The following is a 23,978-nucleotide window of genomic DNA, read 5'->3' as shown; positions in this document are numbered from 1 at the left end:
TTCTCATCGTCGCTTTGCCGCCATACTATATCTTTATTTGCACATATCCATGGTCGTATATTTATCAAACGTCATATCTGTCAACGGTGCACTTTGCCTTATTGCAACGGTGTTAGCTGGGGTATTTGCTAAGAATACCGTTTGGGCTCCATCGGTAAAGCTGTCGTTATGAATGCACTGAGGCCTGATGGCGAGTGCACTACCGTCATTTGGTACTTCAAATAGCGTAAAATGAAAATGCTGTGTTTTAACCGTACGATAGTAACCATCTTCGTGGTCTATATCTCGTCGTCTACCCAGCAATATTCGCGACTTAGTGGTTCTATGGAAAACGGGATCAGAGCCAGTTGCTGGCAGCCAAATATGTGGAAATGGGTGGTGCTCTACAAATAGGCCTCCGCCTTTATGCTCGCCAAATTGATAGTCGGTGACATATTGCGGGAGCTTTTGATCATATTGGATCCCCCACAAATCTTGAATAAACCCTAATGCAAATTCTTCTTTAGGTCTTAACAAAGTGCCACCGTAGTAGGCAAGTGTTTGTAAGTACTCTTGTTGAGATTTAGCATCACTACCGTATGTGAGTACTGGGAACTCAAGGTGTTCGGTGTCGCAGATTAGCTGGCCCGTACTACCAAATACATTGGATGCGCCATCTAAACCTGGGATCCCACCTCCATCTGTCGCTGATGCCCAAAACCCAGATACACTGAGCGCATGTTTATTACCAGGAGGGTTGTGTGTTGCTTCGTCATGCAGTCGGTTTAAGCGTGTAACTAGATCGGCCTCAGGATTAAGTGGCGCACATTCGCTTTGTACAACGAGGTTGTCGGCGTTAGGGTCTAAGTGAACTAAGGTGCCTGTTCTGATCGGGCCAAATAGCCCTGTGGTGGTTAGCAGCAGTTGTTCATCAGCACTGCGGTTTAAGACCGCTCCGTTTAAAAACTCAAAGTTGTTGTCTAAATCTGCTTTGCTAACGCCAATACTAACATGGTCCCATCGAGGCTCACGCATTTGGTTCTCTCTGTATTGGGTTAAGGTTTCCACTCCTGGCAAAGACGAAGTTTGCGTAGAGGACAACAAGCTAACACTTTGACCACTGGTTTTTTTGGGTATGACATGTGACATTTTCTTGCTCCTTCAGTTTGACGGTTTGTTGCTTAGAGACAGCTATTTCAACTTAAAAGAAAGCTGTATTTACAAGTTAGAGCAAGAAAGGGAGAAAAAAACATTACGCATTATTACAGCGCTCGAAAAGTTCGAAGCTGGTTAGGGGACTGGCTGCCAGCTCGATAAAAACAGAAAAACACTTTGCAACAAATACTTAAACGATAATCCTTAACACTCGCATTGACACATGCTAAAGTACCCAAAAACGTTATAACATATCAAATAAAGGATTTGTAATGAAACCCCTAAACTATGCTTGTCGTTTAAGCGTACTTTCTCTGTCACTTGCTGCTATTTTCTCTGCTCACGCCGACAACGGTATTGAAAAAATAGAAGTCACCGGTGAACGCCAAGCTTATCGTGGTGAGTTCACACACTTGCAATCACCTGAATCTACTTTCGAATTCGACTCACAGCTCATTGAAAATACGGGATTAACTGACCTGACAGATGTTTTAGACATGTCAGCATCTGTTAGCCGTCAAAACAGTTTGGGCGGGCTTTGGGATAGTTATGCTATACGTGGCTTTTTTGGCGATGAGAATGTACCCAGTGGTTATTTAGTCAATGGTTTTAATGCTGGACGAGGGTTTTCTGGACCGCGCGATGTATCAGGTATCGAGCGTGTCGAAGTATTGAAAGGACCAAAGGCTGCTTTATATGGTCGTGGCGAGCCGGGTGGTTCAATTAACCTGGTGACAAAAAAACCGACGTTTGACTCTGCAAGCTCGATTGCGTTGACAGCAGGTAGTCGCGCTCACCGTCGCTTAGAAGCCGATGTAAACGCTGTACTTGCTGATGATGTTGCTGGTCGCTTTATTGGTTTTTATCAAGAAGAAGATAGTTTCCGTGACACCATTGAGACGCAAAAGCAAGGGTTTATGGCTTCACTATTGTTTGAACAAAGCGAACGTTCTAGTATTTCTTATGAATTAGAATACGCTGAGCATGAGATCCCGTTTGATCGTGGCATTATCGCACTTGGCGGTAACTTTGATTTTATGCCAATTGAACGCTTTTTAGGGGAGCCTGGAGATGGGCCAACGACCACAAGTGTACTTGGCCATCAGCTAAAGTGGGATTACAACCTTAATGAAACATGGGCGCTTAGCTCCGCCGCTGCGTATCGACAAACTGAGCTAGATAGTTTTTCAAGCGATGCTGAAATCGCGCCTCAATTCCAAAAGTTTTATCTAGATGGCCAAACTCTAGCGCGTCAGCACCGTGAGCGCCATTATGACACTGATCAATATGTTGTACGTTTTGAACTCGCTGGTGAAATAGAAACAGGTGCTATCACGCACAATATTATTGTGGGTGTGGATTACGACAGGTTTGAATACGATCGTTCTTATCTTGTCGCGCGTGGTAAGCCGTTGCAGTTAAATCCAACAGACGCAGAAATGTATGCGATAAATGTGCACAAGCCTGTATATGGTCAGTTTACACCTGGAACACGCGTTCCTGCGATTATTCGTCAGCAAAATCAATGGGCAACTGGTTTGTATATTCAGAACCAAATGGCATTAACTGATGCGCTTTCGGTCCGTATAGGTGGTCGCTTTGACTCATTAAAGCAAACTTTAGAAGACAAGGTAAAAGGCCGTAACACTGAACAGTCTGAAAACCGCTTTAGCCCACAGCTTGGCGTGGTATTTCAAGTGGCGGACAATTGGTCTTTATACTCGACCTATGGTGAAGGTTACCGACTAAACTTTGGTGCCAACGCCCAAGGCAGTGCTTTTGATCCAAACGAAACGGAATCGATCGAGTTTGGTAGTAAATGGTCTTTACTTGACAATAATTTAGACATTACGTTTGCGTATTTCGACAGTGAACAGAAGAACATCATTGTTGCGGACACCAAGAATCTAGGCAGCCACCTTGCCATTGGTGAAGCTAGTAGCGCAGGTTATGAGCTCGACATTGCTGGTCAATTACCTGCCGATATTGAAATTCGATTCTCTTACATGTTGTTAGATGCGCAAGTTGAAGAAGACTATGTAGATACAGGCATTTTTGCAGCAATTAAAAAGGGTGACGATCTGCTCAATATTCCAGAGCACTCTGCAAGTCTACAGCTGAGCCAGTACTATGAGGTTGGTGGTAATGCACTGACAGTGGGCGGGGGCTTACAATATGTAGATGAAAGACTTGGTCAGCGTGGTTCAGACTTCTACTTACCATCTTATGTGACGGCAAACTTTTTTGCACAATATGATCTGAGTGACAACTGGTCAGTAAAAGCACAAGTACACAATGCATTTGATCGTACGCACTATACGAATTCGTATACTCAGATGTGGGTACAGCCGGGCGAGCCTCGTAAAATCTTAGTTTCGACGTCTTATCAATTCTAATTGACATGAACCGATAAGTCTCAAAAAAACAATGCCTTGGTCAGTCTCCCTGCCAAGGCATTTTTTTATGCCTGTTGCGTAGCCAAACTGCTTTTCAGTAAGATAAATAGTCGTTTGATATCTTCTATCACAACATATAAACAGGGCACCAAGACCAGCGTAACTACAGTCGCAAACACAACTGAGAAGCTTAGCGAAATGGCGGTAGGGATGACAAATTGCGCCTGTAGACTAGATTCAAACATAATAGGCACTAATCCGAGAAAGGTGGTCAATGAGGTCAATAAGATAGCTCTAAAACGTGATACGCCAGCACGGATGACAGCTTCTGTCATATCCAAGCCGTTCGTTCTGTTTTTGTTTATCACATCTGTCATAACAAGCGAGTCATTGATCACAACACCAGCTGCTGCAACTATCCCAAAAATAGACATCATGCTGACACTGTATCCCAAGAAATAGTGGCCCCACAGCGCACCGACCAAGGAAAATGGGATCACAGACATGACGATGAGAGGTTGCACATAACTTTGCAGTGGTAACGCTAATAAAAGGTAGATAACTAGCAGCCCCACGATGGCAAAACTGACTACTTGGCTCTGTTCCTTGCGCTGTGCAAGTAAGTCGCCACCCAGCTGTGTCATTAGCTCTGGGTATTTAATACTTAACTCGGGCAGTATTTTATCTTCGATTACATCGGAGACTTGCTTTAACGCTGTTTGCTGTTGGTCAACATTAGCACTGATGGTAACCACTTGATGGCCTTGCTCTCGGGTGATAACGGATATCCCCGGCACTTCTACTGTTTCAGCAACATCTCCAAAGAAGACCTGTTCACCGTTTTTAAGGCTGATCACGGTGCGCTCTAAAGCACTTATTCGTTCGCGATTTTGTTCCACCCCTTTGACCATGAATACAACTTCTTGACCATCACGCATCACGCGTTGCATCTCAATACCGTAAAATCGAGCGGATACTTGTTGCGTGACGTCCCTCGCCGTGAGTTGCAGCTGATGAGCGAGTGGCTTTAGCTTTACCTGATATTCGGTTTGTGCGCTATCTAAAGAAGAGAAGACGCTATGAACCCCCTGTATTTCATTCACTCTGTCGATGAAATCCTTACTAGCGAGTTGTAAAGTCGCAATGTCATGGGCAAATAGCTGATACTGAAGGTCACCTTTTTCTGCGATATCAATGACGTCTGATTCGATCGTGAGTTTTTTCACCCCTGGGATACTAGGTAGTTGCTCACGCCAGCGCCTAGCCAATTCAAAAGTATCAAAAGGACGGTCGGCTTCAGGGATCAGCGGAGTGACTACTTCAGCTTCGGTGAGATGATCGACACGTGTATACATAGCTTCAACCATGCCTTTTCCTGTTTCAGCTTTAATATTTCTCTCAACACGTTGAATTACATCTTCTATTTGCGCGACTGCGGCGAGCGTTTGGGCTTCTGACACATTGTGATTCATTTGAATATTAATCGATGGGTAGTCGTGAGGAACTTTTGGGATCGGTGTGAAACGCACCTGACCACTTATTAATAAACTCACAGCAAAGACAAATAAGCAAACAAATCCAACGATCACTGCATAGCGGTGATTGATACTGCGTGTTAGCAGCGGTACATACTGATTGTACAAACCTTGCTGGAATTTGTTGTTGAAGCGCACACGCCAGTGGTTGTCAGGCAGGGTAGGCATAGGGGTTGCGGCTAAATGCGCTGGCAAAATCAATTTAGATTCAATCAAGCTGAAGAACAAACACAAAATACATACACCAGCAATGGCAATAAATTGGCCTGAATTAGGGCCAGTACTGAGCATAAAAGGCATAAAAACAGCAATGGTGGTGAGTACACCGAACGTGGCGGGCATTGCAACTTTTTGGGCTCCGAGTATTACCTGCGTATTTGAATGCCCGTGGTGCTCAATTTGATCACAGACGCTTTCGCCTATGACTATGGCATCGTCCACAACGATCCCAAGTACCATAATAAACGCAAAGAGTGATACCAAGTTAATGGTGATCCCCAAAAATGGCATCAGCCAAAATGCGCCTAGCATGGCGACAGGTAAGCCCACCATGACCCACAAAGCCAAACGTGTGCGCAAAAATACCGCCAGCACTATAAATACCAGGATGGCACCTTGAGCTAAATTGGTCAGCATCATATTTAAGCGGCCATCGAGGTAATAGGTCACGTCAACAAATTCATAAATGCCTACTTCGCTTGGGAGTGTTTGGCGCTTGCGCTCAATATATGGTTTAACAGTATCAACGACAGCAGTTAATGATTGCTCTTTAGATGCTAACACCATTATGTATAGAGCGCGTTTGCCATTAAAGCGGCCTTGATTGAGTGACTCTTTAAAGCCATCTTTAATATTGGCAATGTCTTTAAGATACACTTTTTCGCCTAACATGCCTGTCAGTATCGGCACTTCGGCTAAACCTGCACCGAAATACTGGCGCTGTTCCAATCTTAAATAGATATTGCCGCTGGCTGTTTTTATTTGACCTGCCGAGAGATTGTCTGATTGTGCATGCAGTGCCGAGACAACTTGCGAAAGCGTTAAGTTATACTCTCTAAGCTTGTTAGGTAAAACTTCAATGGCAACTTCGTAATCAGGCATTGCTGATAAATCAACATAGGAGATCCCTTTAAGTTGCAGTAGCTCATCTTTCATTTCATCGCCGAGTTGTTTGAGTGCAACTGGGTTTTCAAGCCCTGAGACGACGACGCTAAATGCTCTTTGGCGCTGAACATTTTCATAGACAAGCAAGGGGTCCATATTTGAAGGGAATGTGGCAATACTGTCTAGTTTGAGTTTTATCTCGTCTAATCGTGATGCCATATCTTCGCCATTGTGCAACTGAATTTCAACTCGTCCGCGGGAGGGGGAAGCTGTGCTAATGATGCGTTTTACACCAACTTGGGGTTTAAGTGCTTGCTCAATTTTAAGTAGGATATTCTCTTCGATCTCTTTTGCTGACGCTCCGAGCTGTATTGCTCTGATTGTCACTTTATTGCTCTCGGACAAAGGAAAGGTTTGGCGCTGAATACTGTTGTAGCTAAGCAATCCCATACACACAATCAACAACAGCATTAAGTTAGCTGCAACAGGGTGATGTACAAAGTAACTTATCAGACCTTGTCGCTGGTTCATTGTCTATCTCCTTTCTCTGCAAGTTGCAGCCGCTCAGTTCGCAACTTGACCTGCATACCGTTTTGCGGATATTCAGGGAGTTGAGTAACCAATTGATAGTTATCCTGACTTGGTGCTTTTAACAACACAAAGTCGTGCTCTTTTCGAATGACTTCGGTGGTATATTTGATCAGCTCGTTATTTGCAGATAATAACCACACCGCGTTATCTTTTAGTTGTGCTTGAGGGGTTTTTAGTACATTTTTTAGTGTGATCCCAGATACACTGGCTTCTAAAAACTGGCCAAAATACAGAGGCGATTTATCATTGTTAAGTGCATAGGGATCGTCAATTTGAATTACATAGTAAGCCATGCGAGTACGCTCACTAAAACGCCCTATATGGCGTGTTAAAGTGCCCAATCGAGCAAAATTATCGACGCTGATTTTTACGTTATCGGCGGGGAGTTCAGGTAAAAATGGACGGTCAAAACCAGCGACTGGGACGTGGATTTCACCATATTTTAAGTTGGCCAGCTGCCCTAAGCTCTGACCTTTGGAAACCACCTGACCTAGGCCGGTGTTTCGACCGAGTATCAGCGCATCATAAGGTGCGTAATATTTTGTTCTGAAAAGATTTTGCTCCGCTTTGTCTAAGCTGGCCTGAGCTGCTTTTAGATGTGCCTTTGCACTGGCAACTTGGGGCTTCCTAAGGGCCAGCGCTGTGGTGTTGGATGTGTGAGCCCACTCTTTCTTTGCTACCTCAGCTTTGGCTAGCTCTTCTGAGAGCTGCGCTTGGGCTAATGCGACACCCGCTTGTTTGTCTTTTACTTCTGTTTCATAGTCAAAAGGGTCAAGTGTTGCTAATACTTCCCCTTTTTTGACAATGCCACCTTCAATAAACTTCATGTTTAGCCACGCGACTTTACCGCCAAGTTCAAAAGCGACGTCCGTTTTTTCGGCAGGTTGTAATACACCGGATAGTGACAGTGTTGTTTGATAATCGACAATATTGAGTGGTTGGGCTACAACATGGGGACGAGTATCCACAGGCGGTGTTATCGCCGCACTTTTTTTACCAAATTTCAGTAGCGCTGCACATGCTGAACCACCTGTTACTAACACCACAAGCAAAATCGCAATTCGCTTTGTATGTATATGAAAATAAGACTTATTTTTATTTATTCCCATGAAAATGTCTCTGTTTGCACCTGGTTTAATTGTAAATATATTGTTTCAACATTTAACTAACCAACTAAGCTAATTGAAATTAATTCAGTTGAGTAGTTTACATCGGGGTTACTTGTGGGATATGTTATAACATAAAAATAGGGACAATACAGTAAACACTAACTTATGAATATTTCAAATCAGGCTGCCATTCACGCGACTCAAATTGTGGATGGGTTCGAGCATATCAAGTCGATGTCTACGCTTGAGATCACGCCAGATAACATGGCTACCTTTCACCAATTTTTAGATTTGCTGTCCAATGAACACGGCAGTGAGTTTGCCGATAATGTACTTGCGCAGCCGCAGATCCAAAAAATCAAACCGGGGATCCAGCAATTGTTCAGCCACGCTTCTAGCCTATACGAGCGACACTGGGCTGAGCGGATTGTGGCAAGTGATGACCCAAACGAGGTGCTGGGCAACGAGTATCCATATTACAAACACTATCAGCGTGCCACTGGACTGGAAATAAACGCCATTCACTCTTTGGCGGACGAACCGGTGAAAAACGTACTTATGGTCGGCTCAGGTGCATTGCCATTGACGACGTTAGCGCTGCACAACTCGGGTTTACAGGTTGATAACCTAGATATCAATGGGCCGGACCTGTTGCTGGGCCAGCAAGTGTGTCAGTCACTCTCACCTGAAAATGAAATGACGTTTATTCACAATGATATATGTCAGCAAGGTAACTTGGCGCAGTACGATGTCATTTGGCTAGCAGCCCTTGTTGGTGATGAATCACTAAAAAATAAAATTGTCGCGCACCTGTTTGAACACATGAAGCCGGGTGCACAGCTGGTTGTGCGAACTGCATACAATCTACGAACCTTGCTTTATCCAAGTATTGATGAGCAGGGGTTAACGCCGTTTCAGTTGAAACTTAAGATCCAAACTTATGCGGATAATTTTCACTCAATTTTGATAGCGCAGAAGCCAGTTTAAGACTATGTCTATTTTTACCTCATATTTTAAGCTGACAGCAGAATATCGCTGGATGCTGATCGCTGCCTTTGTATTTAACCTTGGGTTTTATATGCTGATCCCGTTTTTAGCGGGATATTTGAAGCAAGACCTGTTGCTGAGTGCGACCTTAGTCGGGGTGGTACTTGGTGTACGTTCATTTTGTCAGCAAGGACTGTTCCTTGTTGGTGGTCTTTTAGCTGATCTATTCGGCGAAAAAAAACTCATTGTCATTGGGTGTTTGCTAAGAGCAATTGGCTTTTGTTTATTCCTGTTTGCTGATGTGACGGCAATCCTATTTCTCGCAGCGTTTTTAACCGGGTTTGCAGGGGCATTGTTTACTCCAGCGGCACAAGCGTATTTTTCCAAGCAACAAGTGCTTAGTCGCGCACAAATGTTTTCTTTGGTTGGTGTGGCAAGAAATGGCGGGGAACTGCTGGGCCCGGTGTGCGGCTTGCTTTTGCTCAATATCAGTTTTGATATCTTGTGCATCGTCTCCGCATTGCCATTTGCCATGTTTGCGGTTGTTTTCACGTTATTGATCCCACAACATCAAAAAAAGCAGCAAAGCGACAAGGCCAATGTGTCTTCATCATCCAAACAAGGTGGCGTAAAAGCGATGGTCGCGGGTGTACTGAGTAACCGAGAGTTTCTAAAGTTCTCGGCGGTGATGGCTGGTTACTTTATGCTTATAAACCAAATTTCCTTTGCGATACCTATGCATATTGTCAATCAACAAGGTGCACCGCAAGATGTGGCATGGGTACTAACGCTATGTGCCGTGATCTCGATATTTTTACAGTTTCCAGTTACCAAGTTATGTGAGCGTTGGCTGTCACCAAAACAATGGATAAGTATTGGTATTGCATTGATGGGGGTGTCTTTCTTAACGCTTATTCCAAGCTGGCCTTATAGCCAAGGCGTATTGTATTACCTTCCGCTTAGCTTGCTCGCAGTTATTTTTACCGTGGGTACCATGGTCAGTTTCCCGTTTATTATGAGTCAAATCTCTGAACTTGCTAAAGACAAGTCAGTGGCAACTCATTATGGCTTTTTTTATCTATTTGCTGGCGTTGGTTTGATCGCAGGCAGTAGCGTTGTCGGCGTTGCGTTTGATCTGTCAAACATTAGTGAGCACTTAGCATGGTATTGCCTAATCTTCATTGGCCTTATTACGGCGATACTAAACACGCTGCTGATGTCTTCAGCTACCCAAGAAGACGAAAGTCAAACAACCAGCCCATCTACCCATTAAGTAAGGAACATCAAATGATTCAACTCACACCACAGCAGCAGCGCGCTTATATGTCGGACTATTTAGAAAATGGTTGGCGTGAAGAGCGTATGTCTTTTAGTTCAGTTTCTCTAGAGCCAGGTTATATTGATGGCAGGATCAATGTAGAGCATTTTCAGATGCCTGGAGATGGTCAATTCCATTTCAGTGCGCAAAGTGCCATGATTTGGATATCTCAGCTGGGCATTATTTATGGCTGTTGGGACAATCAACTTACCGAAAAAGTAGGGGAGGTATACCTGCGAGATTTAGATATAAAATTTAAGCGGCCTATTAACATTACAGAAGAAGTTCGATTCGAAGGATTTTTTCCAAAACACTGTAAGAAGCAACTGTCAAAAGACCTTGTGTACTATAAAAATGGGCAGATCCATGTTGAGGGAGGCGCATTTACAGGCACAGCTAGTTTTCTAGTGCCTATCGGCTAAATGATAAATGTTTCTATTTAATCAACAAGTGTTATGTTATAACTAAGCAATATTGCGTTCATCGCATATTTCAAGTTCCGCTCAAGTGAAGTGCGTTATGTCTCGTATCAGGGATGATGCATTTTGCTGAGGCGGAATTTTTTAGTATAAGGAGTGTTTTGTGTTAGAAGCCAAAAATTTAAATAAATCATTCTCAGAAAAACAAGTGATTAATGACCTGAGCTTTAAGGTCGAGCAGGGCGAAATTATGTGCCTTTTGGGTGCAAATGGAGCAGGTAAAAGTACTACCCTAAATATTTTTCTTAATTTTTTACAGCCTGATAGTGGCCAAGCCCTGATCGACGGTGTGAATGTACACAGCAGTTCGGGCTCAAAGGAAAAACTCGTTTACCTGCCAGAACAAGTTAACCTTTATCAAGAATTTAATGCGATAGATAACCTCAAATACCTCGCCAGTTTGTCTGGTCTAACAGTGTCTGAAGCACAGATCAATGCTGCATTAGATGAGACCGGTTTAGAGCCCGGAGCACGCTCTCAATCATTAAAAAACTATTCAAAAGGCATGAGACAAAAAGTGGGCATTGCTTTTGCGATTATTCGTGAAGCCAAAGTACTCTTACTCGATGAGCCAACTTCAGGATTAGATCCGAGTGCAACCCTTGAGTTTATTCGTATTGTCGAGCAACTTGCAAAAAAGGGGGCGGCTATTTTAATGGTAACCCATGACTTTTATTGTGCGCATACCCTAGCGGATAAAATTGGCATTATGGACAAAGGGACGCTGTTAACACTACTAGATAATAAACAACTTCCGCTCAACACCCTGGAAAATACCTACCATGAGTTAATTTCAGGAAAAAGTGCGATACGCGAGGCAAGCTAACACAGCATTTAACGCAACAAAATCAAACTCGTTGCGTAAATAAACCGCGTTCATACAGGAAATATAATTACATGATTAATACCAGAGTAATGAAGATATTTCGCCACGAATTAGCCAGTAAGCGTAAAAGCCCTAGCTTGTGGTTGATCTTCATCATGATCCAACTATTGCTCGCTGTTGCCTTGTTTACCGGGTGGCAGCAATATCAACACAATGCACAAACGCAGGCCACGGCACAGGCCTTGGTAGAACAGCAGTGGGAAGCTCAGCCAGATAGACATCCACACCGAGTGGCGCATTTTGGCCATTTTGCTTTTAGAACGCCAAGTGCGCTAAGTTTTTTTGATCTAGGCGTGAACTCATGGGTTGGCAACAGCATATTCTTAGAGGCCCATAAGCAAAACAGTGCAAACTTCGCCAATGATCAAGATGGCGGTACGTTACTGAGGTTCTCTGAGTTAAGCACTGCTAATATCCTTTTAACCATTTGGCCCCTGTTGATCATTGCGTTGGGCTTTGCCAGCATCAGTGGTGAACAAAAAAGTGGTACTTTGCGCCAGCTGATGTCCATGGGCGTTTCATTCAGAGATTTGATCACTGGGAAAAGTCTGAGCTACTTGTTGTTGTCAGTGATATTTATCTTACCAGTGTTTATTTTGGCATTATTACTTGCCTTTAGCACTGGTGCTTCTTTCTCTTCAGAAGCACCGCTTAGGTTATTACTTTTATTCACCGTCTACATATTGTATTGCTTATTTTGGATTGGCTTAACCCTGTTCGTATCAAGCCTAGTGAAAGCACCAAAACAAGCCTTGGTATTACTGACATCTTTATGGTTTATTTTAACCATTTTAATGCCTCGAATGCTGGCTGAATTTGCACACAACCAGTACCCACATCAGAAGCGAAATGACTTTGAGTTGGCTATCAAGTTAGATAACCGCAAAGTAGGTGACAGCCATAATCCAAATGATCCTTACTTTAACAAGTTCAAAGAGGAAACCCTCAAAAAGTATGGTGTTAGTACAGTGGAGCAGTTGCCAGTTAATTATAGAGGCTTGGTGATGCAAGAAGGTGAAAAGCTCAATGCCGAAATCTATAAAAAGCACTATGAAAACCAGCTAGCGCAATTTGCGGCGCAGCAGCGCTTTGTTAGCCAGTTTTACTGGTTAAATCCCTATTTATTTGTTCGCGATTTTTCAATGGCACTGACACGCACAGATACGAGACACTTTTTGGACTTTGAGCAACAGGCAGAAGCGCATCGCTACGCGCGTATTCAAAAGTTGAACCAATTGCACACCAATGAGATCCATCATCACAACGACAGCGATCAACGTATTGATAAATCTTACTGGCAAGAGTTTGAAGCGTTCTCTTATCGGTCTCCAGTATTGAGTTGGTCGTTAAGTCCGTTTTCTTTGGTTTGGTTACTGCCTTTGCTGGTGGTCTTAGCGATGTTTGGGACTTTGAACTCTAAAGGTATGCAAAGGAGAGTTTATGCTACTGTTTAAACTTGAATGTAAGCGACTGTTTTCAGGGGCTGTAAACAAACTCGTCCTGTTACTCTTTTTAGTTGCAGGTATTTTTGCAATTTATCAAGGTGCTCAAGGCTATAAAACGTTACGTATCGATCAATACAAATCTAAAATAGTTTTTCAAAAGGAACGTGAACACGTCAATAAAAGAGAAACTCTCCCAGCTGCTGGCTCGCTCGCTTATTATGCCAGTGCGCCAACTGAGTGGAAGTTGAGTCCATGGGCGGCTTTATTTGTGGGAGAAAGTCACTCTTCAATGGTTGCAACTAAAGTGCGTGCCACAGCATTGCAAAGCCAGATTTTTAACCGTGAGATTGTGAACCCTGCGCAGCAGCGTACTGGTGGCTTAGATCTGGGCTTTGTATTGGTATATTTGCTGCCTTTAGTCATTGGCATATTGACGGTGACACTGATATCTGATGAACAGCATGCTGGCCGTTGGCGAATGTTAAATGCCCTGCCAACCAGCGCGTTTAGTCAGGTGGCAAAGCAACTTGCACTGCGCTTTGCGGTGATTTGGCTGTTAGTTATACTGCTGCTAGTGAGCGCTGCAATACTATTGTCTTTGCCGTTTGACGGCATATTTTGGACTGTAATAGCCGCGACCAGCTTATATATGGTTTTTTGGTTCAGCATTGCCGCGCTAATTATGAGTTTTGGTAAAAGCAGTGTGTTTAACAGCTTAACCTATTTAAGTAGTTGGGTTGTGTTTGCCATGTTACTGCCCAGTGCAGTGCACCTATATTTGTCAAATCAATATCAAACCAACGCGCCACTTGAAATAAGCCTCAAGCAGCGTGTAACGCTCAATGATGGATGGGACAAAGACAAGCAACAAACCCTCGATACATTTTTACAGCATGAGTCCAACTGGCAAGACACGGCGCCATTAGGTGAGGCGTTTGACTGGAAATGGTATTATGCTCAACAGCATTTAAGTGATGTAGAGGTTGAACAGCTGTGGCAGCAGTACCGTGAAACCAATCTGATGCGACAGCAAAGTTTGCAACGTTTGAGTGCGCTATCTCCATCGTTATTTTTTCAACTGAAATTGAACCAGTTGGCAAATACCAGCAGCGCAGATCAAGCTGACTACCGTTTGCAGGTAGCTGAGTATCATCAGCAGATCCGTCATTTCTTTTATGACTTCATGTTTTTTGATAAGCCAGTGACAAAAACGGATGTAGAAAACTTCCCGCTATTTGAAGCAAAAACACCAGCTAAAGGTGTCGATGTTTGGCAGTTGTTGATAAGTACACTGTTTATTTTGATTTTGGTGATTGTTGCGACACTTAGATTAAAGCAACTTCGACCAATTTAAACAATAAAATAGAGGCCCTAACAACAGGGGCCTCTTTCATCAACATAGTAAAATGCGATTTAAAGTGATGAGCCGCTTAGTCTGCATGCTTATGTCTACTCCAAGAAATCAAATATTAAGAACCACAAACCAAATCTTGTCCATGTTTCTAAACCATTGGGGCACTTTTTAAGTACGGCCCATGCAGTTTAGTTTTCCCTGACTAATCAACTAGGCTCAATTACCATGCAGCCTTCTGTTTACACTCTTCTAGGCGGATAACATTTACTCATATAAAAATAGTTTTACATGTTAAAAAGTTTGGTGATTTAAATTTTATTATTACCTTGTTTTTTCTGTGTTTTATAATGGTGGTAAGTTGAGTTAACAAGATGTTAAAGCTTGCTTCATTCTATTTTTTATAAATCACTATCACGTCAGTTATAACAAAGATTTATACGGATATATTTATTCTCGGGTTTATTGCATCGGCCATTTTGGAAGAAAATAGTAAAGAGTTGCTTAATACTTTTTCTTCTAACGTTTGATAATCTTGGCCAAAACCGTCATCATGAAATTGTTTCTCAAAACTGTGACTTAACTCGTTTAGTCTAAATTTTCCGTAAAAGTCTTTAGCTTCGACATTACTATTTACATCAAAATAGCGAACAATATCAGCCATACCTTCATGCACCTGTTTGTAAGCGCTTTTCAGCTCCTCGTTGCCATTTATTTGTGCTTCCAGCTCGGCTCGGAGCGAGGTAGCTATATTTCCTCCTACCAATTGAAGGGTGCCATCTTCTTTTTGAGCAAGGTCGAGCGTATTGAAATCGATATTTGGGTGTAAAGTCGATTGTGTATCTTTAAATTTCTCAAACTCTTTTAGTGTTGTGGCAAAAGCAGCTTGTGTTTTGTCCTGTATTTCGAAGTTTTTTACATTATATTCATATGCTTCTTGTTGAAATTTCTTTATTTCTTCTTCGCTTGCAACAGGCGTATTTATAATCGATGCAGGGACAGCGTTGAGCTTTTCAGCGGGAGATCGTGTATCAATAGTAGTAGATTTTGCTTTTGTTAAAGCTGCGTTATTGTTGACTAAATCATGTTGTGACTTTTGCAATGAAGATTTTATATCCATAATTTTTTCCTTGATTATTACATCTTAATATCAGTACTTTAATATAAATCTAGTCGTTTTCAAAACTGATTTAAATATGAAATAGTTAATTTGATTTGTTCCTTTATATTTATTATCGTCAAAATGCTTAAAAACTTTAAGCATTTATAAATAAGAAGGATTTGATAATGTTAAAATTACTAAAATACTCCTCGGTTGCTATTGCTGTAACAATGGCAGGTTCAACATTCGCAAGTAATATTGTAGTTCCAAAATTGATAGATCAACCTGTTTCTATTTATGATTTTCCAGGTACTCACTTTGACGGCAATCAAGTAAGATCAGCAGAGGAAGGGGGTCTAAAAACGAACATTCCTTTCCAAATCCAGCATTTAGAACGCCGCAATCAAATAGTCAATGCTATGAATACTTCTACGTTTAGTGCTGGCGCAACGGTGTCTCAGAATAACACCAGTCCGACACTCCAAGAGCGCAGCGGGTGTCCCGAACTTGGCTTGGATAGTGCAGTTTATGCGTCATTCTCTCAACCAAACGATATAACTTGCTTTAGTACTCAAATCACTGAATCTACTAAAATCGAAGGCTTATTAGTAAATATTCCACAAGGTGTTGACTACAATTTGTATTTATTTAAGTTAGAAGATGACAACAGTTTAACACCTTTGGATACGTCGGTTTCAACAACAGCGGTAACAGAGCAGGTTGTATATAAAGCCGACCCTGGTGCGTATGTTATGGTTGCGCAATCTATATCTGGAACGAGTGCAGACCAAAGTATTATGGCATGGTTCAGCCACCCTAACTTTGATGCGCAAGAGGCTAATGATAAGCCGGGTCAGGCAACTACTCTACCGAGTAATGGTAATATTGTTGGCAATATTGATAGTCAAAATGATCAGGATTTCTTTGTGTACAGTGCTGGCGCATCGCAGTCGAAGTTGTCATTTAACTTTGCGGCGAGTGACCAATTTAGCTTAGAAATTTGGAATGGTTCTGGTTGGACTAAAGTACCAAATAATCAGAGGCTTAATATTGATGTTACGCCAAGTACGAATACTGTTTTTTTAGTTAAAGGCGATCAGGCTAACTTACCTCCCACTTCAGCGCAATATTCTTTTGCCGTATCAGATCCGCTATCGGGCGCAAGTGTAGGTAGTATTCGAACATACAACAACGAAAACTTAACCAATTTACTCGCGCCAAGCTTATTAGAAGCACACCAAGAAATTGGTATGTCAGGAACGGTAATTGATGGTTCAGGGCAACCTGTGCCTTTTGGCTTGGTATATTTGAATGTTTATAATAGAGAGCCAATCGGCGTGCTTGCGAACGAAGCCATACAGGCTGATGAAAACGGTAAGTTCAATCAGCTAGTTGCATTACCCGATTGCGTAGGTGCAAACGATCACACTCGCCAAAATCGTGTCACACGTGGTACGCCAACTAGACCTGAACTGACTTGGGACATTAATTGGAATAGTGGCGTTTATGAGTATAAAGCACCAAACTCAGAGCGCGGGATCGTAGTGGAATTTGCACATATCTGCAAAGAAAAAATAACCAGAAGCTGCTATTGGGATAGAGATTTTAGTAGCGGTGAGGATAAGTACATTTGTAATCGTTTCTAAATTTCTAAGTTTTATTTTTTGAAATGCCACAAAGGGGAGTTCGCTCCTCTTTTTTGATGGTCTATTTCGCAAGGCGTGATAGAGACTAATTACTTTGCTGCATAGTTTAAACACTTGGCCTGTTAACCCTGCAAATTTATTGGAAAATGGTGCAGCTAATTATCCGACATATAACGGAATGTCTAAAACTATCGAGATTGCGAAGCAGTATGTGGATTGTAGGAAGTAACTTTCGGCATGAGAAGTATATAGTATGAATGGAAGCGTATTACATAAAAATATTGACGTTGCCTTCAGGGGGGGCTTACCCAGTTAAAATCTAACATAAATTAAAAAGGGGCTAATTACTAAATTAATGATGAATAACCCATTGAAGTTGCTTCTACAAGTTGTAAAAATGGCGTCTTATATTCGATACGCACGCTTATCTTCTCTCTATGCTATGCGTTTTTTTGTTAGATAGAGTTTTTGGAACAATCTATGAAGATTTTGATACCTATTTTTTTACTTTCATTTTTATCAGCTTGTGTCAGTGTTAACACAATAGATGATCTAAGGGTTAATTCGGATAAAAGCCCAGTTTATAGCGCTGTTAATAATTATGAAAAGTTAGAATATGACATGATAAATTATTTAACTGATTGCTTTAGTTCAACCTCAAAAGATTTTAAGATGAATGGTGTTAATCTAGGCAGTTCGGCTTTTTCTCTTGAAGAACACAAGGTAGACAATGGAGTGGACTTTGTTCTCAAGCGGTACCTCAATGGCGGAATGCTTCGCGAGAGTGGGTTTCATTACCAGCTTTTATATGCTTTAAGAAAGGGTGACGAAAATCAATCTCAGCCAACAGTCCAAGTTTATTCAAAAGTTTTATTCAGGCTAAGCGATACATTTGACGATGTAGAGAAAATAGCCAACGGTGAAGCTGTCAAGTGTTATCCCCGTTCGTAATTTTAGGCCCGATATATAAAGGTGTTTTTTTATATAGATTTAGTCCACTTGATGTATTGGCTGTTTGATTTTTTTGTCATGCCCAGTTGCTTTAAACCTGTTGTTTTTCAAATGGCTGTACCGCCGCCAGAGTCAATGGAGTTTGTTTATAGCAGCGCGATAGCGGATGTTGTAGGCGCAAATTGAAAGGTGTGGTATTTGGATTATCCTTTTGCAAGCGCCATATCCTATATAGCGCTTTGTTTAAGTGCAGCATCTCTTAGGTATTTTCTAATCCTTGCATCCAAAGTGCACTTACTTGTTTTGCATCCATCCTAACTGGTTCTTGCGGCTGGTTTGAAAAAAATTGCTCGGCCAGCTGCCTGCCAATCTGCTGAATTGTTGTGGTCTTTTCGATTCTTATGTCATAAAAAGCACTTAGTGCGTGTTGAATATCAGTGTGAGATTCAAGTTGCTGCGTTAGGTGCCATGCGTCTTCTAGTGCTTGACAAGCCCCTTGACCAGAAGTGGGAAGCGAAGCGTGGGCGGCGTCACCGATGAGCACTAAATTATCTCGGTGCCAGTGCGGGAGCGGGTCGAGGTCATGAACAAATATTCTTTTTACTGAGCCCATATTATATGTGCGTAAAACTGTTGTTATGGCCGCAGGCCACTGTTCAAAGTGACGTTGAGCGTCTTCAACGTAAGCTTCAGTGGAGCGAGTGGTATCAATTGTACACCCCCAAGCCGCAGCCCAATAGCATAAGTCATCGTTCACCGGAACAATACCAAAACGCAAGCCTGCTGTTCGATATTCTTTGATGGTGTTAGCATGCAGGCATTGTGGACGTGGGCTTATTCCAATCACATTGACAAAGCCCTGAAAGGAAGGGCGGGACTTATCTCCAAATATGACTGCACGCATACTTGATTTCATCCTGCCATCGGCACCAATAATCAGGTCAAACTTGTTTGTGAGCAACGAAATATCTGCGTCACCTATTTGAGTATTAAAATTACAGCGGATATCTAGGCTTTGTGTACACTGATATAAAATTTGCATCAGGTCTTTACGTAAAATAGTAACACTTTTATGTCCACAACTTTGATTGAGCTGAGCAATATCTAATTGTGCTAAGGCATGGCCATGTTGATTTAGCTGTTGGACAAATCTTGGGGGATTTCCTCGTTGTAGAATTTGCTGAGTTAAGCCCATTTTACTCAATACAAACATGGCATTGGGCCACAAAGTGACGCCAGCACCAAGATCAGAGATTTGGCCTCTCTTTTCAAAAATCTCAACATAATACCCGCGTTTCGCGGCCAAAATCGACATCGCTAGGCCGGCAACACCAGCGCCTACAATCGCAATTTTTTTTTCGTACATTTAATTTATCTCCAAAAGAATCCATCTGAATTTTGACAAAACAAAATAATGGGATAAATTGTGGTTTGTTGTTTTTATAATCCCAAATAATGAGTTAATAGTGCTAGATAGAGTCGAGTTAAAATGGTTACTAAGCTTTGAAGCAGTATTTTTGCAGTCGAGCTTTAAGCTAGCCTCAGAGCAGTTAGCGCTGCCGACATCTAATGTGAGCCGGCATGTGGCACTTTTGGAGCAGCAACTCAATGTACGTTTGTTTGAGCGAACGACACGAAAAATGACCGCTACGGATGCAGGTCAAAAGCTCTATCGGTCAGTAAGCCCACTACTAGAGTCTTTGCAAGCGTCGTTAGAAGCTGTATCTCAGCAGGGAAATAACCTATCAGGTCATTTAAAAATAATGACGCCCGACTTGCCCTTTATGGCTGAAGTGCTTGCCAATTTTAGTGTTCAATATCCCTTGATCCAGCTAAGTTGTGACACTCAGTTGGCACCAAAGGAAGGGTTGTTAGATGGCTTCGACCTTGTCTTGAGCTTTAGTCGCGGTGCCTTGGAAGATTCTGGCTGGGTGGTGAGGGAGTTGGTGCGTTGGCGCAGTTGCATTGTGGCCGCTCCAAGCTTGCTTAACAGGCACACCAAACCAAATACACTTGATGAGCTGGCTGTTTTACCCTGTATCACGACATTATCGGTTTTGCAGGGAGCGCCTTGGCGCTTCAAGCAGGGTTATCTATTAAAAGTGAAATCGAGTTACAAGGTAAATAGTGGTAATATGGCAAAAGCGGCTGCACTGAAAGGGCTCGGCTTTTCAATTTTACCCTATCATGCATGTCAAAGTGAGATAGCACAGGGCTTGCTTGTAGAGGTAGCGTTAGACCGTGAACCTGAAGATCTCGTTTTGAACGCATTTTACTCTGGTCGTAAGTATCCTTTGGAAAAGGTCAAAGTGTTTTTAGCACACCTTCAAACTGAATTAAAATCTCTTGCGTAGTTAATTTGCAATAGGGGCTGGTATACAAGCCCCTATATTAGGTTATAGCCTAACCAAAGAGGTTATGGCTCAAAACCACAACGGAATACACGTGTTACACGCTGCTCTGTACGGCAGTTAGTTTCAACTGTGCGAGTGCGCTCTTCTGTACGTGTGTTTTCTGAGATTTTAGTTACCCATCCAGTGTAATTAGCCGTAGCGATCGATGGCAGACCTGAACTATTGTTATACCAGTAAGTTGTTGACTCACTTCTGTATTCAGAAGATGGACAGCTTGATTGGGCAAACTTTGTATCCCATATCACTTTGGTGCGTGGTAAGTAAGACGTAGGCTGATGCCACAAATGACCAAGATTTAAAATACCGTGGTATTGGCAATCTTTAAATGTCACGGTGTATGTTTCTTGAGTTGTGTCACAAACGCGCACATTGCGCACAACTTCTTCCCAATAACCCTGACCACCAGGACAGTTTGGACGCGCGTTGGCAGATGCACTTGTAAAGGCGATAGCTGCAACAGCTAATGCTAAGATTGATTTCATGTTTTTTCCTTAAGTTTATTATTGTTATCAGAATTAGTTTCTGATTTATTGTTAGACCCGTTTTGTGTATCAAGTAAAGCGACACAGCACGGAGCCTGAACCTGTTGTGATTCAGTGTTTTAAATATAATTGAGCACAAGTTGCAATATTGGTGTTACATATTGAGCTTTTTTAGCTGCTCTTCAGTAAACAAAGACTTAATTTCAGAGAGTACGTCTTTGTTTATTTCTATATTATCCATACCGTAGGGACTGCCCATATTCCCAAGCTCGACTTTGTTCGTTGAATAAAGCGCTGTAGAAAGCCGTGCAACCTCTTGCTGTTGAAAATCATCTAAGTCGAGGCCCACCAATGATTGGCGTAGTGACAGCTGCTTTTGTTCAAGCTTAATTTCAGTTTGCTGTTGCTCTATACGGGCGTAATTATCAAGCTGCTCTGGCGTTAAGATAGTGTGTAAGGCATGAAGGTATTCTTGTGTATTGTTGTTAAGCTTCGTCGCTATCTGCTCTTGAGTTAAATGAGACTCACCAGCGCCTGCATTCCAAGCAAGGTAATCTTGTGTTGCTTTTTGTTGTAGTAGTTGCTGCAGCGCTTCTTCAGAGCTGTTGTCTAAATTGAGTTGTGTTGCGATATGTCTTGATGCCGGTAAAACTGTTTGGTTGGCAATCGCACTGATCACGGCTTCGTCCTGTATTTTTGGCGACGGTACTGTTGGTTCAGATATTTGAGGAGTTTCATCGATATAATCTAATGACTGAGAAGGGAGCTGAGTATCAATTTGAGTACGAACTGCGGTAGGCGAAGCACTTTCAAGCGCCTGAATTTTTGAATTCAAGCTCTGGTTTTCTTTTATCAGTTCAACGATTTGTGAATCTAAACTTGGATCATAGTTTATAGCGCTAGGCGATTCGCTTTGTATAGGCGAGGGTTGCAGCAGAGATACGCAGATACATCCAACTACCGCGCCACCGATAAAATATAGTGCTCTTTCTTTCATATTGATAACTCTTTCTTTATGTTTGCTTGGCGCAATGAATTAACAGCACGAAAAATATATTTGATGGCCGAACTCAATTGCTGCATTTGTTATTATAAAAGTCAAAAGTTTATAAATTGACAAGAGTGGTTATATTGTTGTTGATCTGGTAACAACTGAAAAGCTGTAAAATATTCCATTTGAGCATTTTTAGAACTGTGTTATAGGCGTTTCCGAGTGATATCGGGAGCCCTTGATGTATATGGTACCTTGTTGATGTCTCTTTAAAAATTGGAATTGTCGCCAAGTGATTTTGGTGGTTTTTTATTAAAAATCAGATGGTTATTGAGTGTGGTTCAGGAAGTCGTTTTTACATTTAAAAGACGTGGATCAGATAAGTTGACTACATAAGGTTACTAAATCACAAAAAGAATGGGTTCGATCAAAATGAGTGGAAATATTCTAGTAAAATTAATTGGCACCCACTTGGTGGTTTTATGTCTGTATTTTATTGATTTAGCATTGTGTAGAACCTACTGGAGGTCGCACTCTATAACAAAGAGTTGGGGAATATGAGTGGGTAGAGTCATTTTTAAAAAAAGTGTATGTCGGTTTTCTTCGTATTTTCGCTATTTTGTTCAGTAGTAAAATCTCTGAAATTTTGAAGTGAAGCAAACCCTATTCTCAGCACCCTTCAACTCAGTTAATATGGGAGTAGAACATGCTTTAAGTATTATAATAATGATTAAAAATAAATAAGGAATACATATGCTTCATAAGTACATGTTAGGGATATTATTAACTTTGTTATCGGGCTGTGGTTCTGCGTTAGCTCATGAGCAACATCAACAAACCAGAACGATTAACTCCAAGCTCCTCAATGAGCAACGGACTGTGACAATTCAACTACCTAACTCATACTTAAATAACACAGATCAAAAATATCCGGTGATTTATCGTCTTGATGGTAAAGAGAGCATGGCGATTGAATCTGCAATGTTGAACAAGCTATACCAATCTGGATCTGCACCTGAAGTGATCATAGTTGCAATTGAAAATACTGACAGAACACGAGATCTAACGCCGACAGTTAATTACGATCCGAGAGGACCTGTTGGCGCGGGCGGTGGTGGAGACAAGTTTTTAGACTTTATTGAAAAAGAGCTTATCCCTTACGTCAATCAGTCTTACCGTGTCCACGACTTCAAGGTGTTTTCGGGAGCTTCAATTGGTGGCTTACTCGTTTTGCATAGCTTTCATTCTAGACCTCACCTTTTTCAAGGGCATATAGCTTATAGTCCGGCTGTATGGTGGGCAGATCAGACAACCAAGAAAAAAGTGAAGCAATTTGTGTCATCTGTATCGTCGTATAATAATTATCTATATATGAATATTGGCTCAGAGCATCTATCCATGCGAAGAGTTTATGACGACTTATCTGTCCATATACAAAAAAACAAACCTTCAGATTTAAAACTCGTATTAAATACCTTTAACGACGTACCGCATGCTATGACCTCTGCAGCAGGTGCATTTAATGCGTACCACACACTTTTTTTACCGTTAGTTATGCCAAATAAAGCGTTAGTAAATGGTGTGAGCAGCATCAAAGACTATTATCTGAAAGTATCTTTGCAGCGCGGTGAGCAGATACAGCCTCAAGAGTGGGTACTACGCGAACTGGCTTACGGATTAGTTGAAAAACAAGCCTTTAAAACTGCGATTGAAATATTTAAGTACAACATCGCTTTATACCCGAAAAATGCAGATGCGTATAATGGTTTGGCATATGGCTATGAGCAAGCAAAACAATTCTCCAATGCGTTGGAGCAAGTCAATATTGCTTTGACACTTGCAAACGAAGGAGACAGCGGGTTTGATGTTTATAAAAGTCGACAAACGCGTTTAAAGTCACTGTTGCAGTTGTAACTTTTAAGCACCGCATCTCTCTAGTGCATAACTGACTGATGAAAAGGGTACTCCCATGTTCAAGTTGGGGTTCAGCCGATTAAATCAGCGCTAGAGTGTCAATTTGATTTGAGGTAATGGGGCTAGGTTTACGAAACCAGCCT

The 23,978-nt window shown here is 41.9% G+C and carries 18 protein-coding genes; 11 read left to right on the top strand and 7 right to left on the bottom strand.

What is annotated here, in order from left to right:
• Positions 1-33: 33 nt before the first annotated feature.
• Complete coding sequence (locus tag QNM18_RS11100; RefSeq protein ID WP_284137237.1) at positions 34-1,128, bottom strand: hypothetical protein; 1,095 nt, start codon at positions 1,126-1,128, stop codon at positions 34-36.
• A gap of 278 nt (positions 1,129-1,406) precedes the next feature.
• Here QNM18_RS11100 and QNM18_RS11095 point away from each other — a divergent pair, with 278 nt between their 5' ends.
• Complete coding sequence (locus tag QNM18_RS11095; RefSeq protein WP_284137236.1) at positions 1,407-3,530, top strand: TonB-dependent siderophore receptor; 2,124 nt, start codon at positions 1,407-1,409, stop codon at positions 3,528-3,530.
• A gap of 65 nt (positions 3,531-3,595) precedes the next feature.
• Here QNM18_RS11095 and QNM18_RS11090 read toward each other — a convergent pair whose 3' ends face one another.
• Both QNM18_RS11090 and QNM18_RS11085 read right to left on the bottom strand, forming a co-directional pair.
• Positions 3,596-6,700 carry an efflux RND transporter permease subunit gene (locus QNM18_RS11090; RefSeq protein WP_284137235.1) on the bottom strand — a complete coding sequence of 1,035 codons (3,105 nt, stop codon included), beginning with the start codon at positions 6,698-6,700 and terminating at the stop codon, positions 3,596-3,598.
• On the bottom strand, positions 6,697-7,869 hold the full coding sequence (locus tag QNM18_RS11085; RefSeq protein WP_284137234.1) for an efflux RND transporter periplasmic adaptor subunit: 1,173 nt from the start codon (positions 7,867-7,869) through the stop codon (positions 6,697-6,699). Before QNM18_RS11085 ends, QNM18_RS11090 begins: the two co-directional genes overlap by 4 nt.
• A gap of 165 nt (positions 7,870-8,034) precedes the next feature.
• On the opposite strand from QNM18_RS11085, the gene QNM18_RS11080 reads away from it, so the two are divergent.
• The 6 genes from QNM18_RS11080 (at position 8,035) to QNM18_RS11055 (ending at position 14,338) form a co-directional block, all read left to right on the top strand.
• The gene (locus tag QNM18_RS11080; protein WP_284137233.1) at positions 8,035-8,856 is read left to right on the top strand and encodes a nicotianamine synthase family protein; all 822 of its coding nucleotides are present in this window, start codon (positions 8,035-8,037) and stop codon (positions 8,854-8,856) included.
• 4 nt (positions 8,857-8,860) lie between these two features.
• Complete coding sequence (locus tag QNM18_RS11075; RefSeq protein ID WP_247687355.1) at positions 8,861-10,129, top strand: MDR family MFS transporter; 1,269 nt, start codon at positions 8,861-8,863, stop codon at positions 10,127-10,129.
• A gap of 14 nt (positions 10,130-10,143) precedes the next feature.
• Entirely contained in the window at positions 10,144-10,596 is a 453-nt protein-coding gene (locus tag QNM18_RS11070) for a hypothetical protein (RefSeq protein ID WP_023401996.1), read from the top strand.
• 160 nt (positions 10,597-10,756) lie between these two features.
• Positions 10,757-11,479, top strand: a complete 723-nt coding sequence (locus QNM18_RS11065; protein ID WP_284137232.1) for an ABC transporter ATP-binding protein — start codon at positions 10,757-10,759, stop codon at positions 11,477-11,479.
• A 71-nt stretch (positions 11,480-11,550) separates the two neighbouring features.
• Positions 11,551-12,993 carry an ABC transporter permease gene (locus tag QNM18_RS11060; protein ID WP_284137231.1) on the top strand — a complete coding sequence of 481 codons (1,443 nt, stop codon included), beginning with the start codon at positions 11,551-11,553 and terminating at the stop codon, positions 12,991-12,993.
• Complete coding sequence (locus QNM18_RS11055) at positions 12,980-14,338, top strand: DUF3526 domain-containing protein (protein ID WP_211010630.1); 1,359 nt, start codon at positions 12,980-12,982, stop codon at positions 14,336-14,338. Before QNM18_RS11060 ends, QNM18_RS11055 begins: the two co-directional genes overlap by 14 nt.
• Before the next feature lie 433 nt (positions 14,339-14,771).
• Here the strand turns inward: QNM18_RS11055 and QNM18_RS11050 are convergent, their stop codons facing one another.
• On the bottom strand, positions 14,772-15,455 hold the full coding sequence (locus tag QNM18_RS11050) for a hypothetical protein (RefSeq protein WP_284137230.1): 684 nt from the start codon (positions 15,453-15,455) through the stop codon (positions 14,772-14,774).
• Between the two features lie 167 nt (positions 15,456-15,622).
• On the opposite strand from QNM18_RS11050, the gene QNM18_RS11045 reads away from it, so the two are divergent.
• Both QNM18_RS11045 and QNM18_RS11040 read left to right on the top strand, forming a co-directional pair.
• Complete coding sequence (locus tag QNM18_RS11045; protein ID WP_284137229.1) at positions 15,623-17,083, top strand: hypothetical protein; 1,461 nt, start codon at positions 15,623-15,625, stop codon at positions 17,081-17,083.
• A 480-nt stretch (positions 17,084-17,563) separates the two neighbouring features.
• The gene (locus QNM18_RS11040) at positions 17,564-18,034 is read left to right on the top strand and encodes a hypothetical protein (protein WP_211010633.1); all 471 of its coding nucleotides are present in this window, start codon (positions 17,564-17,566) and stop codon (positions 18,032-18,034) included.
• A 259-nt stretch (positions 18,035-18,293) separates the two neighbouring features.
• Here the strand turns inward: QNM18_RS11040 and QNM18_RS11035 are convergent, their stop codons facing one another.
• Positions 18,294-19,400, bottom strand: coding sequence for an FAD-dependent monooxygenase (locus tag QNM18_RS11035; RefSeq protein ID WP_284137228.1), 1,107 nt, complete (start codon positions 19,398-19,400; stop codon positions 18,294-18,296).
• A gap of 100 nt (positions 19,401-19,500) precedes the next feature.
• Here QNM18_RS11035 and QNM18_RS11030 point away from each other — a divergent pair, with 100 nt between their 5' ends.
• On the top strand, positions 19,501-20,388 hold the full coding sequence (locus tag QNM18_RS11030; protein ID WP_284137227.1) for a LysR family transcriptional regulator: 888 nt from the start codon (positions 19,501-19,503) through the stop codon (positions 20,386-20,388).
• Positions 20,389-20,450: 62 nt separating this feature from the next.
• Here the strand turns inward: QNM18_RS11030 and QNM18_RS11025 are convergent, their stop codons facing one another.
• Together QNM18_RS11025 and QNM18_RS11020 are read right to left on the bottom strand one after the other, a co-directional pair.
• Complete coding sequence (locus QNM18_RS11025) at positions 20,451-20,930, bottom strand: hypothetical protein (protein ID WP_211010638.1); 480 nt, start codon at positions 20,928-20,930, stop codon at positions 20,451-20,453.
• A gap of 154 nt (positions 20,931-21,084) precedes the next feature.
• On the bottom strand, positions 21,085-21,927 hold the full coding sequence (locus QNM18_RS11020) for a hypothetical protein (protein WP_284137226.1): 843 nt from the start codon (positions 21,925-21,927) through the stop codon (positions 21,085-21,087).
• Between the two features lie 747 nt (positions 21,928-22,674).
• Between QNM18_RS11020 and QNM18_RS11015 the strand changes: the two genes are divergently transcribed.
• On the top strand, positions 22,675-23,835 hold the full coding sequence (locus QNM18_RS11015) for an alpha/beta hydrolase-fold protein (protein WP_284137225.1): 1,161 nt from the start codon (positions 22,675-22,677) through the stop codon (positions 23,833-23,835).
• The last annotated feature ends 143 nt before the right edge of the window (positions 23,836-23,978 follow it).

The organism is Pseudoalteromonas obscura, from assembly GCF_030135505.1.
Classification (GTDB): Bacteria; Pseudomonadota; Gammaproteobacteria; order Enterobacterales; family Alteromonadaceae; genus Pseudoalteromonas; species Pseudoalteromonas obscura.
The sequence above is the reverse complement of the archived record's forward strand: the minus strand, read 5'-3'. Positions and strand labels throughout refer to the sequence as shown.

Coding starts and splice junctions, on each gene's coding strand:
- QNM18_RS11100 (WP_284137237.1), bottom strand. CDS start 1,128: ATGTCACATGTCATACCCAAAAAAACCAGTGGTCAAAGTGTTAGCTTG.
- QNM18_RS11095 (WP_284137236.1), top strand. CDS start 1,407: ATGAAACCCCTAAACTATGCTTGTCGTTTAAGCGTACTTTCTCTGTCA.
- QNM18_RS11090 (WP_284137235.1), bottom strand. CDS start 6,700: ATGAACCAGCGACAAGGTCTGATAAGTTACTTTGTACATCACCCTGTT.
- QNM18_RS11085 (WP_284137234.1), bottom strand. CDS start 7,869: ATGGGAATAAATAAAAATAAGTCTTATTTTCATATACATACAAAGCGA.
- QNM18_RS11080 (WP_284137233.1), top strand. CDS start 8,035: ATGAATATTTCAAATCAGGCTGCCATTCACGCGACTCAAATTGTGGAT.
- QNM18_RS11075 (WP_247687355.1), top strand. CDS start 8,861: ATGTCTATTTTTACCTCATATTTTAAGCTGACAGCAGAATATCGCTGG.
- QNM18_RS11070 (WP_023401996.1), top strand. CDS start 10,144: ATGATTCAACTCACACCACAGCAGCAGCGCGCTTATATGTCGGACTAT.
- QNM18_RS11060 (WP_284137231.1), top strand. CDS start 11,551: ATGATTAATACCAGAGTAATGAAGATATTTCGCCACGAATTAGCCAGT.
- QNM18_RS11055 (WP_211010630.1), top strand. CDS start 12,980: ATGCTACTGTTTAAACTTGAATGTAAGCGACTGTTTTCAGGGGCTGTA.
- QNM18_RS11050 (WP_284137230.1), bottom strand. CDS start 15,455: ATGGATATAAAATCTTCATTGCAAAAGTCACAACATGATTTAGTCAAC.
- QNM18_RS11045 (WP_284137229.1), top strand. CDS start 15,623: ATGTTAAAATTACTAAAATACTCCTCGGTTGCTATTGCTGTAACAATG.
- QNM18_RS11040 (WP_211010633.1), top strand. CDS start 17,564: ATGAAGATTTTGATACCTATTTTTTTACTTTCATTTTTATCAGCTTGT.
- QNM18_RS11035 (WP_284137228.1), bottom strand. CDS start 19,400: ATGTACGAAAAAAAAATTGCGATTGTAGGCGCTGGTGTTGCCGGCCTA.
- QNM18_RS11025 (WP_211010638.1), bottom strand. CDS start 20,930: ATGAAATCAATCTTAGCATTAGCTGTTGCAGCTATCGCCTTTACAAGT.
- QNM18_RS11020 (WP_284137226.1), bottom strand. CDS start 21,927: ATGAAAGAAAGAGCACTATATTTTATCGGTGGCGCGGTAGTTGGATGT.
- QNM18_RS11015 (WP_284137225.1), top strand. CDS start 22,675: ATGCTTCATAAGTACATGTTAGGGATATTATTAACTTTGTTATCGGGC.